This window comes from Streptomyces sp. Ag109_O5-1 (assembly GCF_003814875.1).
Classification (GTDB): Bacteria; Actinomycetota; Actinomycetes; order Streptomycetales; family Streptomycetaceae; genus Streptomyces; species Streptomyces sasae.
This window is the reverse complement of sequence record NZ_RKQF01000001.1, coordinates 1,088,729-1,102,935: the sequence shown is the minus strand read 5'-3', so window position 1 is coordinate 1,102,935 and position 14,207 is coordinate 1,088,729. Positions and strand designations below refer to the sequence as shown.

Genomic DNA, 14,207 nt, shown 5'->3' with positions numbered 1-14,207 from the left:
TCCTCCGGGCAAGGAGCCGGCATGACAACCGAAGACGCGGTCACCGCGCAGGCCGTCGACAGCCTCCACGGCACCGACGACCCCCGGCTGCGCGAACTGCTCACCGCGCTGATCCGCCATCTGCACGCGTTCGCGAGCGAGACCCGGCTGACGCAGCGCGAGTGGGAGGCCGCGATCGCGTTCCTCACCGCGACCGGACAGACCTGCACCGACACCCGGCAGGAGTTCATCCTGCTCTCCGACGTGCTGGGCCTGTCGATGCTGGTCGAGACGGTCAACGGGCAGAGCGAGCCGGACCGTACGGAGTCGACGGTACTCGGCCCCTTCCATATGACCGAGTCCCCGGTCCGTGCTCTCGGCGACACCATCGACCTGGTCGGCGACGGCGAGCCCTGTGTGGTCACCGGTGTCGTCCGCTCCGCCGACGGCACCCCGCTGCCCGGCGCGGTCCTGGACGTCTGGCAGGCCGACCCGCACGGCTTCTACGACGTCCAGCAGCCCGACGTGCAGCCTCCCGGAAACGGCCGCGGCCTGTTCACGGCGGACGACGAAGGCCGCTTCCGGTTCCGTACCTGCGTGCCCAGCGCCTACCCGATCCCCACCGACGGTCCGGTGGGCACCCTGCTGAAGGCCACCGGACGGCATCCCTACCGCCCCGCCCACATCCACTTCATCGTCTCGGCCGAGGGACACACGCCGGTCACCACGCACATCTTCGTCGCCGGCGGCGAATACCTGGACTCCGACGCGGTCTTCGCGGTGAAGGAAAGCCTGGTGAAGGACTTCACCCCGACCGACGAACCGTCCCTGGCCAGGGAGTTCGGCGTGCCGAACCCGTTCCGGCACGCCCGCTTCGACCTCGTACTGGAGCGGTCGTGAACCCCTTCGATTTCGTTTACGAGACGAGGCCCGCCCGGGTCGTCTTCCGGCCCGGTGCCGCGCTCACCGCGACCGCCGAGGAGGCCCGGCACCTGGGTCTGCGGCGGCTGCTGGTGCTCAGCGGCGAGCGGGGCGCGGACACCGCCCGGGCGGTCGCCGACTCGCTCGGCCCGGCCTGCGCGGGCCTGCACACCGGGGCCCGGATGCACGTCCCCGTGGAGGTCGCCGACCGGGGCGTGGAGGCGGCCCGGGCGGCGGGCGCCGACGGCTGTGTGGCCGTCGGCGGCGGCTCGGCCATCGGCCTCGGCAAGGCGATCGCCCTGCGCACCGGCCTCCCGCTGATCGCCGTGCCCTCGACCTACGCGGGCTCCGAGATGACCCCGGTCTGGGGCCTGACCGAGCACGGCGCCAAACGCACCGGCCGCGACCCCGTCGTCCTGCCGCGCAGTGTCGTCTACGACCCCGAGCTCACCCTCTCCCTGCCCGTCCCGCTCTCGGTGACCAGCGGGATCAACGCCCTCGCCCACGCCGTCGAGGCGCTGTACGCCCCCGACGGCTCGCCGCTGGTCGCGCTGATGGCCGAGGAGGGCGTACGCGCGATGGCCGGGGCACTCCCCGAGGTCGCCGCCGCCCCGGACTCGGTACCGGCCCGCTCCCGCGCCCTGTACGGCGCCTGGCTGTGCGGGGCCTGCCTCGGCGCCACCACCATGGGCCTGCACCACAAGCTGTGCCATGTCCTCGGCGGCACGTTCGGGCTTCCGCACGCCGAGACCCACACGGTCGTGCTGCCGTATGTGCTTGCCTTCAACGCGGTGGCTGTTCCGGAGGCGGCGGCGACGGTGGCGCGTGCACTGGGGGCGGACGACGCGCCCGGCGCCTTGCAGGAGCTGGCGGGTTGTCTCGGCGCACCCCGGTCGCTGGCCGAACTCGGCCTGAAGGAGGCCGACTTGGCGGTGGCCGCGGGGCAGGTCGCGGGGCAGGCGTATGCGAATCCCAGGCCGGTGACGACCGGGGATGCGTTGAGGGTGCTTCGGGCCGCGTACGAAGGGAGAGAGGTTCGGGAGAGGGGATGAACGGTGAGTGGTGACCTGCGGGCCGGCGGGGGCTGGTCGCGCCCACGCGCCGGAGCCGCAGGCCGAGACCAGCCCCGCGCCCCTGAGGGGGCGCTTACCGCAGCGTTCGTACGCCGTCCAGGGCGATGCCCATCACCCGGTCGCGCTGGGCGTCGTCCTCGAAAGCTGTCGCCGTGATTCCGGAGACCATCCGCAGCAGGTCGCCGATCTCCATGTCGGTGCGGACCACGCCCGCCTTCTGGGCTCTTTCCAGGAGCGGGCCGCCGGCCGCGTACATCGAGTCCCGGCAGGCCGAGAAGATCTCCGACTCGTCGTTGAGCGCCTCCCGCACCGCCCGCTTGGTGACCATGTAGCCGGTGAAGCGGTCCAGCCAGGACGTCAGCGCCTCCCACGGCTCACGTTCGGACAGTTCCACGGCCGCCCGGCACAGCGCGTTGACCTCGTCCGCGTAGACGCTCTCGAAGAGATCGCGGCGGGTGGGGAAGTTCCGGTACAGGGTGCCGATCCCGACCCCCGCGCGGCGGGCGACGTCCTCCAGGGAGGCGTCCGCGCCGTGCTCGGCGAATGCCTCGCGGGCGGCCGCGATCAGCGCGTCGTAGTTGCGGGCCGCGTCCTTACGGTGCGGCCGCCGGGACGCGACGATCTCACTGACGGGGAACGTGGTGTCCGTCATTGCTGCCTCCCGTGCGACAGAGATGAACCGGAGGGATTCCTCAACTTCGGTTGAAGCGGAGGCTTGCCTCCAGTAGAGTGGAGGAGTACCTCCACTTTAGCAGTGCGGAGCGGCGACGCCATGGCCGGACGCGGCCCGGTACCGGCCCTCCCGCACGCACCCGGACATCTCTCATCTCCCTCCGTTCCGATGCCGGAGAGGCTCCTTCATGCCCCGGAAGTCCACCCGCCTCACCTTCGCGGTCCTCGCGACCGGTGCCGGCGTGTTCTCCATGCTCCAGTCACTGGTCGCGCCGGCCCTGCCGACGGTCCAGCACGCCCTGCACACCTCGCAGTCCACCGCGACCTGGGTGATGACGGCCTATCTGCTGTCCGCCTCGGTCTTCACCCCGATACTCGGCCGCGCCGGTGACCTGATCGGCAAGAAACGCACCCTCGTCGCCGTCCTGGTGACCGTCCTGGCCGGCTGTCTCCTCGCCGCGCTCGCGCCGAACATCGGCGTGCTGATCGTCGCCCGGGTGGTCCAGGGCGTCGGCGGCGCCCTGTTCCCGCTCTCCTTCGGCATCATCCGGGACGAGTTCGCCCCGGCCGAGGTCAGCGGCAGCATCAGCAACCTCTCCGCGGTGATCGCGGCCGGCGGTGGTGTCGGCATCGTGGCCGCCGGTCCGATCGTCTCGGCGCTCGACTACCGCTGGCTGTTCTGGATCCCGGTCGCCGTGGTCGCCGCGACCGTCGTCATCGCCGCCCGCTACGTCCCCGAGTCGCCCAAGAGGGCCGAGGGCAGCGTCAGTTGGCTCGGTGCCGGGCTGCTCTCCGCCTGGCTGGTGGCACTGCTGCTGCCGCTGAGCCAGGCCGGACGATGGGGCTGGGGCTCGGCCAAGGTGCTCGGCCTGTTCGCCACCGCCGTCGTCCTGTTCGCCGTCTGGCTGCTGACCGAGTCCCGCTCCGCCACCCCGCTGATCGACCTGCGCGTGATGCGGCTGCCGTCCGTCTGGACCACCAACGCGGCCGCCCTGCTCTTCGGCGCCGGCATGTACGCGATCTGGTCCTTCCTCCCCGGCTTCGTCCAGACTCCCGGCTCGGCAGGCTACGGCTTCGGCGCCACCGTCACCGAGTCCGGCCTGCTCATGCTGCCGATGCTCATCGCCATGTTCGGCTCGGGCATCCTCGGCGGCCGCCTCGAACCCCGCGTCGGCGCCAAGGCGCAGCTCACCGCGGGCGCCGCACTCGGCGCGCTGGCCTGCGGCTTCCTCACCCTCTGGCACGACGAGCGGTGGCAGATCGGCGTCGTCGCGGGCCTGTTCGGCCTCGGTATCGGCCTCGCCTTCGCCTCGATGGCCAACCTCATCGTCGGCAGCGTCCCGCCCGAGCAGACCGGTGCCGCGACCGGTATGAACGCCAACATCCGCACCATCGGCGGCTCCATCGGCGCCGCGCTCACCAGCGTCCTGGTCACCGGCCGGCTCCAGCCCTCCGGACTGCCGTACGCCTCCGGCTACACCCACGCCTGGGCCCTGCTCACCCTGTTCTGCCTGACCGCCGCCGGCGCCGCGCTCCTCGTCCCGGTCCGCCGCGCGACCCGCGTCACCGGCCCGGTCACGGAGCCGTCGGCACCGGCACCCGCGCGCGTGCGGTAGTGTTGACCTGCGTGATCACGCGGAAACCACCGCGTGACTCCGCAGCGGGACGTGGCGCAGCTTGGTAGCGCACTTGACTGGGGGTCAAGGGGTCGCAGGTTCAAATCCTGTCGTCCCGACTTGTGAAAGTCGCAGGTCAGGGGGTCATTCCGGAGGATTCCGGGATGACCCCCTGACTCTTTTCCGCTCCGGTCGCGCCAATGGCTGCGGGAGCACGTCGAATGGCGGCGGAGCACCGATTCTCCGCGAGCACTCCCTGAATTCGCCCGGGTGCCCCGGATATCGCGGGAAGACGTCCTTTCTCTCTCCTCCGTGGGTCGCTGATTTCGGCGCGGCCGACTCCGGTGCATGATGGCGACCGAAGATCCGGAATTTCCGTCGGACACGGAACGCCGGCGAAAGGGAGACCGGGATGCATTCGCGCTTCGCACGGAGGCGGTCCGCGACCGGATCCTCCCTCGCCGCGCTCGTCCTGGCGTCGGGTTGAGGCGGCAGTGCGCAGGACGATGTGCACGTCCACGCGTCGCCGGCGTCGTCCAGGTCGGCCGCGGTCTCCCCGTCATCGGCCCTCACCGGCCCGGCCACGGCCGCACTGCGGGACCCGGAGCAACTGGTGAGCGAGAACGGACTGCTGAAGACGCATGTCGTCGTCGAGCGGAAGAAGGTCGAACTCGCGGGCCGGCGGCTGTGGGCCCTGACCTACAACGGTCGGTTCATGCCGTCCACCCTGCGCATCAAACCCGGAGGCCGAATGGAGATCATATTCGAGAACCGGCTGGACAAGCAGACGAACCTCCATGTGCACGGAATGCACGTCTCGCCGTCGGGGAGTTCGGACGACATCTTCCTGAGCATCTCCCCGGGCCAGACGTACCACTACGCCTACCAATTCCCCTGGAGCCTCGAACCCGGCATCTACTGGTACCACCCGCACGCTCTCCGCGGCCCAGACCGGCGGCGGGATGTCCGGCATCATCGTCGTGGACGGACTGGACAAGTACCTGCCGCCCGAGCTGCGCCACACCACCGAACACGTCCTCGCGCTCAAGGACTTCCAGATCGTCCGCGACGAGATCAAGACACGTGCTGCAGATCGACAGACAGCCGGGCGGGACCGGCGTACGTGGGGGAGAGCCGCAGGACCGGACGTAGCGTGAGTCCGTCAACGTAGGCCCGCACACCGGGAGTCCAGGATGGCCCGCTCCGAAGCCCGCGTCACCACCGACCGCCCCGCCCGTTACGCCAAGCAACTCGCCTCACACCTCGGCCGCCGTGCACGGACCAGCTGGGACGAGGAGAGCGGCCTCGGCACCATCGCCTTCGACAACGGCGGCACCGGCACCCTCACCGCCGGCGAGGGCGCGCTGCTGCTCGCGGTGGAGGCGGACGCCGAGCACCTCGACCTCCTGGAGGCTGTCGTCGGCCGGCACCTGGTGCGCTTCGGCGCCCGCGACGAACTCCTCGTCGAATGGCACCGCGACAACGGCGACCCGGGCACCACCCAGCGCAACGCCGAGGACCCGATGCCCCACTAGTCGGAGTCAGTCGAACTGGCTCGGCAGGGGTGCCGGGGTCTTGCCGGACAGGACGTCCTTGAGGCGCTGTGCGCCGTTCTGCAGGGCCAGCACGGTGCTGTCGTGATCGACGCCGGACAGGCCGCCGTTGGTGACCGCGGCCCCGGAGGCGCCGACGCGGAACACCGTGACGTCCAGGGTGGTCTTGGCGGGCTGCCCGTTCGAGGTGCCCTGGACGGTGACCGTGAGCGCCGCCAGCGCGTCGCCCACCTTCGGCGGCTCCTTGTACTCGACGACCTGCACGGTGCGCGGGCTGCCGTCGGCGGCGGTCGCGGTGAACTGGTTGCACTTCTCCGGCAGGGACTTCAGCCAGTCCAGTGTGGCGTTCAGGTTGGCCGAGCCGTAGTCACCGACCTGGTACAGCAGCCGGGAGTCCTCCGAGGTGAACCCGCGCAGGCCCGAGGCTCCGGTGGTACGGCCGAGGAGGCTGTCGGAGTAGAGCCCGTCGAGCAGCCGCTGGCAGTCGGCGGCATCGGCCTTGGCGGTGAGGAACTGCGCCACGTCGACCTTGCCGACCAGCATCGTGTTGCGCCAGGTGGCGGCGTCGTTGGCCAGTTGCCAGTCGTCCTCGATGTCGGCCGGCGTGATCAGCGCGGCCTGCGCGCCCGCCCCCGTGAGGGCGGGGGTCGCGGACGGGGCGGGGGAGCGCTCGGCGGCCGGTGAGACGGTCGAGGCTTCGGGGGTGCCGCTCTCGTCCGCACAGGCCGCCGTGGCGAGCAGGGTCCCCGCCGCCAGGGCCGAGGCGAGAACACGCGCGGGTCGGGACGGACGGGTCATCGCGACTGCCTCCTCGGGAACGCGGTACGTCACTCCGGGGAAGGCGCTGGCGCGTCCCGCCACGAGAGAACGTCGGTACGTCCCTCCACGCCACCATCCGGCACGACCGCCGACCACCCGCACGTGTCATTCGGGTGAGGCGGTGAGGCGGTGAGGCGGTGAGGCGGTGAGGCGGTGACCGGGGCCCGTGAGCGTCATGAACCGGGAGCCGTGATCCGTACCCTGCGGCTGCCGCAGCGCGGGCACACCGCGTCGGCGAGCGGCGACCGTACGGCCCGGCCCGCCTCGTCGACGTACTCCAGGGTGCTCTGCAGGTCCGGGTCGGCGATCGGGTCGGTGAAGAAGACCGCCTGGAAGACGGCCTCCCAGACCTTGCCGCAGCTCCCGCAGGCGAACACGAAGGTCTCGGGCACGGCACCGGGCACCGGCCCGGGACCCGGGGGCTCGGTCATCGGATCCGGCTCCTGTCGCTCGGCCTGCGCCTCCAGCGGACAGCCCCGCCCGGCAGACGGCAAGTCGGCGCCGGGTGTCCCAGGCGTGGACGCCCTCTTGACGCCGGGCGGAGGCCGATCGACACTCCAGATGGGAATCCTAGTGAAAAGGTAGGGAAAGATGGGTCGCCTGCGGACGGTCACCGGCAGACAGCGCCGTGAGAGCCGTACGTCCTGCCCGGCCCCCCTGCTCACCTCCCGCCTGCACATCGATCTGCTCCGTGTCTGCAGCGCCATCAGCCGCAGAGGCTGAGCGCCCGCCCTCAGCCGTACGGGCCGAGCGCCCACCCACCGACGAACGCTTCCGCCGCGCGTACGTCCGCGCGCCCGCACCCGGGGAGACGCATGTCCATCACTCCGCTCGCCGCCATCCCGTCCGTCCGTACCGCCCCGGCCTTCCGGGGACGCATCGGCCAGGACGCGCGCAGCGGCCACTACGCAGTGCCGCGCCGCTACCGGCTCCACCTCGCCACCGCCTGCCCCGACGGGCTCCGCATCGCCGTCGGCCACAGCCTCCTGGCCCTGGACGACTGTTGTCCGGTCACCTTCCTGCCCGCCGTCCCCGACTGTCCCGACGGCAGTCACGCGGCTCTGCGCCCGCTGTACGAGGCGAGCGCCCACCGCTACTCCGGGCCGGCCCTCGCGCCCGTGCTCAGCGACGACTGGTCCGGGCGGATCGTCAGCACCCACGGCCGCGACATCCTGCGCGACCTGGACCGTCACTTCGGCGACGGCGTCACCCGGATCTATCCGTGCGGCGCCGAAGCGGAGATCGAGGCCGTCGAGCGGCTGTGCTCGCAGGGCATCGAGCAGGCGGCGCAGCGCGCCGGCCGCGAGGGCGGCGACCCGGCGGCGCTCGACGTCCTGCTCACCACGCTCGACGAGCTGGAGCGCCGGCTGACCGGCGTGGAGTTCCTGGTGGGCGGTCAACTCACCGCCGCTGACGTGGAGTTGTGGGTCGCGCTGGTGCAACTCGACACCGTGCACCGCAACCACCTGGACGCCTCCGCCGTGCACCGCATCGCCGACCATTCCGCGCTGTGGGCCTACGCCCGGCGGCTGGCCGCGCACCCCGCCTTCGGTGTCCACCTCGACCTCGACGGCATCTCCCGCCGCCACCAGGGCCGTTGCCAGGGCCTGGAAGCCGCCGGCGCGGCCGTCCAGATCCTGGACTGGACAGGGCATGCGGCGGACACTTCCCGCAGGTGAGAGCGGCCCGAACCGTTCCACCAACCGGACAGCCGTTGACATTCGTTCGGGCGGATGACTTACTTACGGCCAGAACGGTCAAGAGCGTCAGCATCAAGCCCTGGCTTGCTGACCGGCAACCCTCGCTTCGCGGTGGGGTGCCCCAGGTGACGACCCGACCGGATGACGACGTTCGGTAAGCGCGAGGCCCTTCGGGCCATCCCGACAGTGACAGGTGGCGGACATGTACGCAGCTCCCAGGACGGCCCGGCGCCGCCCCCAGGGCTGCGTACAGCCGTACCCGAGCCCGCTGGTCGCCGACCGTGCCGTCGACCTGCTCCGCGTCAACAGTGCCCTGTGTAGCGCGTGTACCGCACCGGGCTGTGCCCGCTGTCGGGTCTGACCAGGCCTTTTCGCCCAGCACCCGCAGCTTCGCGTCTCAGCGTTCCTGACCCAGACACCGGCCGTCCGGTGTGACGCCGTCCGCCCAGCCCCCGTGTCCCGCGCGCCCCCGCAGCACCGAGCCGTGCCCGAACACGGTCCGGTGCCGCGTCACCGGCCGTGGGATCCGGGGTGTCCGACTCCGCCGGAGCCCGCCATGAGTGAACCCCCAGGCGCCACCATCGCCGCCCCCGAGACACCTCCCACTGACAAACCGTCAAAACCCCTCGCAGCACAGCGGGTCACCCCGCTGCGCAGACCGGGACGGTGGATCGCCACCGCCGTCGTCCTGGTACTGGCCGCCCAGTTCGTGCACGGACTGGTGACCAACCCCTTCTACCAGTGGGACCGCTGGGGCTACTGGTTCCTGCGGCCGACCATCCTCGACGGACTGGTCATCACCCTCGAAGTCACCGCCTACAGCGCGGTGCTGGGCCTCCTCGGCGGCATCCTGCTGGCCCTGGCCCGGCTCTCGAAGAGCCCGGTGCTGCGCGCGGTCAGCTGGACGTACGTCTGGGCGCTGCGCTCCATCCCGCTCATCGTGGTGCTGCTCTTCCTCTACAACTTCAGCGCCCTGTACAGGACGTTGAGCGTCGGTGTCCCGTTCGGCCCGGCCTTCTTCTCCTTCGACGAGTCGAAGCTCGCCACCGACATGGTCATCGCCGTCATCGGCCTCAGCCTCAACGAGGCGGCCTACGCGGCCGAGGTGGTCCGCGGCGGCATCCTCTCCGTGGACCAGGGCCAGCACGAGGCGGCCGCCGCGCTCGGCCTGCCCAAGGGCTACCAGTTCCGGAAGATAGTCTTCCCGCAGGCCCTCAGGTCGATCATCCCGAACTACGTCAACCAGCTCATCGGTCTGATCAAGAGCACCTCGCTGGTCTTCTACGTCTCGCTGCTCGACCTCTTCGGCACCGCGCAGAGCATGGGCTCCACCTACCCCGGCGACATCGTGCCGCTGCTGCTGGTGGTCACCGCCTGGTACCTGATCCTCACCAGCGTCGTCTCGGTGATCCAGTTCTACGTCGAGCGCTACTACGCCCGGGGCGCCACCCGCTCCCTGCCGCCGACGCCCCTGCAGAAACTGCGGGCCGGCCTCACCGACCTGCGCGCCCGCATCCGCCGGGAGGCCGCCGTATGAGCACCATCGACACCCTGGGGACGGCCCCCGCCGCCCTGGAGATCCACGACGTCCACAAGTGGTACGGCGCCCACCGCGTCCTCGACGGCGTCGACCTGACCATCCGCCCCGGCGAGGTCACCGTCGTCATCGGCCCGTCCGGCTCCGGCAAGTCCACTCTCCTCAGGGTCATCAACCACCTGGAGAAGCCCGAGATCGGCTATGTCAGCATCAACGACGAGCTGATCGGGGTGAAGCGGCAGGGCGAGAGGCTCAAGGAGCTGAGCGAGCGCGCCATCCTGGCCCAGCGCGGCCGGATCGGCTTCGTCTTCCAGAACTTCAACCTCTTCCCGCACCTGACCGCGCTGGACAACGTGGCCGCGGCCCCCGTCGCCACCGGAAAGCTGACCAAGCCCGAAGCCCAGGCACTGGCCAAGGAACTCCTCGAACGCGTCGGCCTCGGCGAACGCGTCGGCGCCTACCCCCGCCAGCTGTCCGGCGGCCAGCAGCAGCGTGTCGCCATCGCCCGCGCCCTCGCCCTGCGCCCCGGCGTCATCCTCTTCGACGAGCCCACCTCCGCCCTGGACCCCGAGCTCGTCGGCGAAGTCCTCTCCGTCATCAAGGACCTGGCCACCAGCGGCACCACGCTCGTCATCGTCACCCACGAGATCGGCTTCGCCCGCGAGATCGCCGACCGGGTCGTCTTCATCGACGGCGGCAGGATCGTCGAACAGGGCCCGCCCTCCGAGGTCCTCGACAAGCCACAGCACGAGCGGACCAGGGACTTCCTCAGCAAGGTCCTCTGAATCAAGGTCCTGTGACGCAAGGCGCTCCGGCCTCCGGCCGCACCCCTCGACTTCCCCCCACGCCCTCACCCTCATCACCGGCACCGACAAGGAACGGCCATGTCTACCCACTTCACCCGACGCAGCCTGATCAGAGGCATCACCGCGGCGACCGCCGTCGCCTCCCTCGCCACCGGGCTCGCCGCCTGCGGTGGCAACAGCGACGCGGCCACCACCACCGGCACCGCCAAGTCCGGCGAGGTCGTCGTCGGCCAGGTGTCCAACGGCGCCGCCACCCAGACCACCATCAAGGTCTCCGAGGTCAAGTCCATCAGCGCCGAACTGCCCGCCGCCGTCAGGAAGAGCGGCAAGCTGGAGATCGGCATCGGCGCCCTGCCCGCCGGCTTCCCGCCGCTGGCCTTCACCGGCAGCGACCAGAAGACCCTCACCGGCTCCGAGCCCGACCTCGGCCGACTGGTCGCCGCGGTCCTCGGACTCGAGCCCGAGGTCCAGAACTCCACCTGGGAGAACCTCTTCGTCGGCATCGACAGCGGCAAGGTCGACGTGGCCTTCTCCAACGTCACCGACACCGAGGAGCGCAAGAAGAAGTACGAGTTCGCGTCCTACCGGCAGGACAACCTCGCCTTCCTCGTGCCGAAGAAGAGCACCTGGAACTTCGACGGCAACTACGAGAACCTCGCCGGCAAGACGATCGCCGTCGGCTCCGGCACCAACCAGGAGAAGATCCTCCTGGAGTGGAAGGCGAAGCTCGCCAAGGAGGGCAAGAAGCTCAACGTCAAGTACTTCCAGGACAGCAACAGCACCTACCTGGCCGTGTCCAGCGGCAAGGTCGACGCCTCCTTCGGCCCCAACCCCGGCTTCGCCTACCACAACCGCCAGACCGCGAACACGCCCAACGCCACCCGCACCGCGGGCACCTACTCCGGCGCGGGTGCGAGCCTCCAGGGCCTGATCGCGGCCACCGCGAAGAAGGACAGCGGCCTCGCCAAGCCCCTTGCGGACGCCATCAACTATCTGATCAAGAACGGTCAGTACGCCGAGTGGCTCAAGGCGTACAACCTCTCCAACGAGGCTGTCGCCAAGTCCGAGGTCAACCCGCCCGGGCTGCCGCTAGACAACTCCTGACCCGCCGTGCGCAGGGGATCCCGCCGCTGCCCCGCGGCAGGGTCCCCGAGCGCGGTACACCGCAGCGCCGCACCCCGGAGACCGTCACCGATGTCCGTCACCCGCATCGAAGCCCCCTCCTCCTCCCACGTCCTCGACAACCCCGCCTGGGCCGCCCTCACCGGCCCGCACGCCCACCTGGCCGAGCGAAGCGAGATGGGGGTCCCCCCGGCCGAAGGCCGGGGGAGGGTCGGCATGGCCGCCCGCTACCCCGCCGACGTGGCCCGCTTCCACGCGGTCGCCGACGCCGGCGACCTCCGGGCCTGGGCCGACCTGGCATCCCTCGTCGGCCCCGGCGGCACCGCCGCGCTGCGGGGCGTGACCGAAGCACCCGACGGCTGGGAGATCCTCCGCATCGGCAACGGCGTCCAACTCGTCGGCACCGGCCTGCGCGCCGAGCCCGACCCCGAAGCCGTACGACTCGGCCCCGAGGACGTGCCCGAGATCCTCGACCTGGTCGCCCGCACCGAGCCCGGCCCCTATCTGCCGCGCACCATCGACATGGGTACCTACCTGGGTATCCGGCACCGCGGCAGGCTGATCGCCCTGGCCGGGGAACGGCTGCACCCGCCCGGCTGGACCGAGATCAGCGCCGTGTGCACCGACCCCGGCCACCGCGGCCGGGGGCTGGCAACCCGCCTCGTCCGCGCGGTCGCGGCCGGCATCAAGGAGCGCGGCGAGCAGCCCTTCCTGCACGCCAGGGCCGACAACGCCGACGCGATCCGGCTGTACGAGTCGATCGGCTTCACCCTGCGCCGCCGCACGGTCTTCGCGCTCGTACGGCACACCGGAACCACCGTCCCGCGAGAGCCCGTCGCAACCACCGTCCCGCGAGAGCCCGTCGCAACCACCGTCCCGCGAGAACCCGTCGCAACCACCGTCCGGCAAGAGCCCGTCGCAACCACCGGCCGGCAAAAGCCCACCGCGGCCGCCGCCCCGGAAGAAACGGAACAGCCGTGCCGTTGAACCCGTCGACGGCAGAAGACGACCGGGCGGAGGCACGGCACATGACACGTGTACTCCGCTCCGCCCGCCTCCACTCCCGGCCCCATATCGACCTCCAGCGCGTGGCCGGCGCGCTCTGTAGTGCCTGACCCGGTACCCCCAGCCGCGCCCTCCCCGGTCGGCGTGCCCACGTACGGATCTTCAGGAAGGCACCTCCGTGTCCTCAGCACCCCCTTCTCCCCTGCACCTCGCCGTCGCCCTCGACGGCACCGGCTGGCACCCCGCCTCCTGGCGCGAGCCGGTCGCCCGCCCCCGTGAGCTGTTCACCGCCGGATACTGGGCCGACCTGGTCGCCGAGGCCGAGCGGGGGCTCCTCGACTTCGTCACCATCGAGGACGGCCTCGGCCTGCAGTCCTCGCACTACGGCGAGCTGGACGGCCGCACCGACCAGGTCCGCGGCCGCCTGGACGCCGTCCTGATCGCCTCCCGCATCGCACCCCTGTCCAGTCACATAGGCCTGGTGCCGACGGTCATCGCCACCCACACGGAGCCGTTCCACATCTCCAAGGCGATCGCCACACTCGACTACGTCAGCACCGGCCGCGCCGGGGTCCGGGTGCAGATCTCCGCCCGTCCGCACGAGGCGGACCACTTCGGCCGGCGCACGTTCCCGCCGATCTCCCTGACGGAACTGCGCACCCCGGCCGGCCAGGAACGGCTCGCCGAGCACTTCGACGAGGCCGCCGACCACATCGAGGCCGTGCGCCGCCTCTGGGACAGCTGGGAGGACGACGCCGAGATCCGGGACGCGGCGACCGGGCGCTTCATCGACCGCGACAAGCTGCACTACATCGACTTCGAGGGCGGCAAGTTCAGCGTCAAGGGCCCCTCCATCACCCCGCGCCCGCCGCAGGGGCAGCCGCTCGTCACCGCCCTCGGCCACCAGACCGTCCCCTACCGGCTGATCGCCCGCCAGGCCGACGTCGGCTACGTCACCCCGCACGACACCGCCGACGCCCGCGCGATCGTCGCCGAGATCCGCGCCGAACAGGAGGCCGCCGGACGGGCCGGCGACACCGTGCATGTCTTCGGCGACCTCGTGGTCTTCCTCGACGACGACCCGGCCACGGCCGCCGCCCGCAAGGACCGTCTCGACGCCCTCGACGGCGGCGCGCTGACCAGCGACGCCCGGATCTTCACCGGCACGGCCGGCCAACTCGCAGACCTCCTGGCGGAGTTCGCGGCGGAGGGGCTGTCCGGCTTCCGGCTGCGGCCCGCCGTCCTCGGCCACGACCTGCCGCGCATCACCCAGGACGTGGTCCCCGAACTCCAGCGCCGCGGCCGCTTCCGGACCGCCTACGAGGCTGACACCCTGCGCGGACTCCTCGGGCTCTCCCGCCCCGCCAACCGCTACGCCGCCGCCCTCGCCTGAGCCGGAAGGAC

15 protein-coding genes, 1 tRNA gene, 2 pseudogenes and 1 riboswitch are annotated in these 14,207 nt (G+C 71.2%); of the genes and pseudogenes, 15 read left to right on the top strand and 3 right to left on the bottom strand.

Going from position 1 to position 14,207, the window contains the following annotated elements:
• The first annotated feature begins 21 nt into the window (after positions 1-21).
• Together EDD90_RS05040 and EDD90_RS05035 are read left to right on the top strand one after the other, a co-directional pair.
• Positions 22-879, top strand: a complete 858-nt coding sequence (locus EDD90_RS05040) for a dioxygenase (protein WP_123971943.1) — start codon at positions 22-24, stop codon at positions 877-879.
• A complete protein-coding gene (locus tag EDD90_RS05035) occupies positions 876-1,952 on the top strand; it encodes a maleylacetate reductase (RefSeq protein ID WP_123971942.1) in 1,077 nt (358 codons plus the stop codon). The genes EDD90_RS05040 and EDD90_RS05035 overlap by 4 nt, the downstream gene beginning before the upstream one ends.
• A gap of 94 nt (positions 1,953-2,046) precedes the next feature.
• Here the strand turns inward: EDD90_RS05035 and EDD90_RS05030 are convergent, their stop codons facing one another.
• On the bottom strand, positions 2,047-2,625 hold the full coding sequence (locus EDD90_RS05030) for a TetR/AcrR family transcriptional regulator (protein WP_123971941.1): 579 nt from the start codon (positions 2,623-2,625) through the stop codon (positions 2,047-2,049).
• A gap of 208 nt (positions 2,626-2,833) precedes the next feature.
• Here EDD90_RS05030 and EDD90_RS05025 point away from each other — a divergent pair, with 208 nt between their 5' ends.
• The 5 genes and pseudogenes from EDD90_RS05025 (at position 2,834) to EDD90_RS05010 (ending at position 5,796) form a co-directional block, all read left to right on the top strand.
• Positions 2,834-4,261, top strand: coding sequence for an MFS transporter (locus EDD90_RS05025; RefSeq protein WP_123971940.1), 1,428 nt, complete (start codon positions 2,834-2,836; stop codon positions 4,259-4,261).
• Positions 4,262-4,306: 45 nt separating this feature from the next.
• Positions 4,307-4,380, top strand: a tRNA-Pro gene (locus EDD90_RS05020).
• Positions 4,381-4,769: 389 nt separating this feature from the next.
• A pseudogene (locus tag EDD90_RS58850) lies at positions 4,770-5,189 on the top strand (multicopper oxidase domain-containing protein); the annotation flags it as partial.
• Positions 5,190-5,223: 34 nt separating this feature from the next.
• On the top strand, positions 5,224-5,418 hold the full coding sequence (locus EDD90_RS56790) for a hypothetical protein (protein ID WP_260327642.1): 195 nt from the start codon (positions 5,224-5,226) through the stop codon (positions 5,416-5,418).
• 36 nt (positions 5,419-5,454) lie between these two features.
• On the top strand, positions 5,455-5,796 hold the full coding sequence (locus tag EDD90_RS05010) for a DUF2218 domain-containing protein (RefSeq protein ID WP_123971939.1): 342 nt from the start codon (positions 5,455-5,457) through the stop codon (positions 5,794-5,796).
• A gap of 6 nt (positions 5,797-5,802) precedes the next feature.
• Here the strand turns inward: EDD90_RS05010 and EDD90_RS05005 are convergent, their stop codons facing one another.
• Together EDD90_RS05005 and EDD90_RS05000 are read right to left on the bottom strand one after the other, a co-directional pair.
• Complete coding sequence (locus tag EDD90_RS05005) at positions 5,803-6,612, bottom strand: hypothetical protein (protein ID WP_123971938.1); 810 nt, start codon at positions 6,610-6,612, stop codon at positions 5,803-5,805.
• Between the two features lie 194 nt (positions 6,613-6,806).
• Complete coding sequence (locus EDD90_RS05000) at positions 6,807-7,064, bottom strand: hypothetical protein (protein WP_123971937.1); 258 nt, start codon at positions 7,062-7,064, stop codon at positions 6,807-6,809.
• A gap of 160 nt (positions 7,065-7,224) precedes the next feature.
• On the opposite strand from EDD90_RS05000, the gene EDD90_RS56785 reads away from it, so the two are divergent.
• From EDD90_RS56785 to EDD90_RS04970, 8 genes and pseudogenes are all read left to right on the top strand, one after another.
• On the top strand, positions 7,225-7,356 hold the full coding sequence (locus tag EDD90_RS56785; protein WP_260327641.1) for a putative leader peptide: 132 nt from the start codon (positions 7,225-7,227) through the stop codon (positions 7,354-7,356).
• Positions 7,357-7,448: 92 nt separating this feature from the next.
• The gene (locus EDD90_RS04995; protein ID WP_123971936.1) at positions 7,449-8,312 is read left to right on the top strand and encodes a glutathione S-transferase C-terminal domain-containing protein; all 864 of its coding nucleotides are present in this window, start codon (positions 7,449-7,451) and stop codon (positions 8,310-8,312) included.
• A gap of 76 nt (positions 8,313-8,388) precedes the next feature.
• Positions 8,389-8,500: riboswitch (SAM riboswitch) on the top strand.
• 389 nt (positions 8,501-8,889) lie between these two features.
• Positions 8,890-9,870, top strand: a complete 981-nt coding sequence (locus tag EDD90_RS04990; RefSeq protein WP_123971935.1) for an amino acid ABC transporter permease — start codon at positions 8,890-8,892, stop codon at positions 9,868-9,870.
• Positions 9,867-10,655: an amino acid ABC transporter ATP-binding protein gene (locus tag EDD90_RS04985; RefSeq protein ID WP_123971934.1), complete on the top strand. Its 789-nt coding sequence runs from the start codon at positions 9,867-9,869 to the stop codon at positions 10,653-10,655. The genes EDD90_RS04990 and EDD90_RS04985 overlap by 4 nt, the downstream gene beginning before the upstream one ends.
• A 99-nt stretch (positions 10,656-10,754) precedes the next feature.
• Complete coding sequence (locus EDD90_RS04980; RefSeq protein WP_123971933.1) at positions 10,755-11,780, top strand: ABC transporter substrate-binding protein; 1,026 nt, start codon at positions 10,755-10,757, stop codon at positions 11,778-11,780.
• Positions 11,781-11,870: 90 nt separating this feature from the next.
• Positions 11,871-12,629, top strand: a pseudogene (locus EDD90_RS04975) (GNAT family N-acetyltransferase); the annotation flags it as partial.
• Positions 12,630-12,826: 197 nt separating this feature from the next.
• Positions 12,827-12,913 carry a putative leader peptide gene (locus tag EDD90_RS58510; protein ID WP_311737268.1) on the top strand — a complete coding sequence of 29 codons (87 nt, stop codon included), beginning with the start codon at positions 12,827-12,829 and terminating at the stop codon, positions 12,911-12,913.
• 68 nt (positions 12,914-12,981) lie between these two features.
• Positions 12,982-14,196: an LLM class flavin-dependent oxidoreductase gene (locus EDD90_RS04970; protein ID WP_123971931.1), complete on the top strand. Its 1,215-nt coding sequence runs from the start codon at positions 12,982-12,984 to the stop codon at positions 14,194-14,196.
• The last annotated feature ends 11 nt before the right edge of the window (positions 14,197-14,207 follow it).

Coding starts and splice junctions, on each gene's coding strand:
- EDD90_RS05040 (WP_123971943.1), top strand. CDS start 22: ATGACAACCGAAGACGCGGTCACCGCGCAGGCCGTCGACAGCCTCCAC.
- EDD90_RS05030 (WP_123971941.1), bottom strand. CDS start 2,625: ATGACGGACACCACGTTCCCCGTCAGTGAGATCGTCGCGTCCCGGCGG.
- EDD90_RS05025 (WP_123971940.1), top strand. CDS start 2,834: ATGCCCCGGAAGTCCACCCGCCTCACCTTCGCGGTCCTCGCGACCGGT.
- EDD90_RS56790 (WP_260327642.1), top strand. CDS start 5,224: ATGTCCGGCATCATCGTCGTGGACGGACTGGACAAGTACCTGCCGCCC.
- EDD90_RS05010 (WP_123971939.1), top strand. CDS start 5,455: ATGGCCCGCTCCGAAGCCCGCGTCACCACCGACCGCCCCGCCCGTTAC.
- EDD90_RS05005 (WP_123971938.1), bottom strand. CDS start 6,612: ATGACCCGTCCGTCCCGACCCGCGCGTGTTCTCGCCTCGGCCCTGGCG.
- EDD90_RS05000 (WP_123971937.1), bottom strand. CDS start 7,064: ATGACCGAGCCCCCGGGTCCCGGGCCGGTGCCCGGTGCCGTGCCCGAG.
- EDD90_RS56785 (WP_260327641.1), top strand. CDS start 7,225: ATGGGTCGCCTGCGGACGGTCACCGGCAGACAGCGCCGTGAGAGCCGT.
- EDD90_RS04995 (WP_123971936.1), top strand. CDS start 7,449: ATGTCCATCACTCCGCTCGCCGCCATCCCGTCCGTCCGTACCGCCCCG.
- EDD90_RS04990 (WP_123971935.1), top strand. CDS start 8,890: ATGAGTGAACCCCCAGGCGCCACCATCGCCGCCCCCGAGACACCTCCC.
- EDD90_RS04985 (WP_123971934.1), top strand. CDS start 9,867: ATGAGCACCATCGACACCCTGGGGACGGCCCCCGCCGCCCTGGAGATC.
- EDD90_RS04980 (WP_123971933.1), top strand. CDS start 10,755: ATGTCTACCCACTTCACCCGACGCAGCCTGATCAGAGGCATCACCGCG.
- EDD90_RS58510 (WP_311737268.1), top strand. CDS start 12,827: ATGACACGTGTACTCCGCTCCGCCCGCCTCCACTCCCGGCCCCATATC.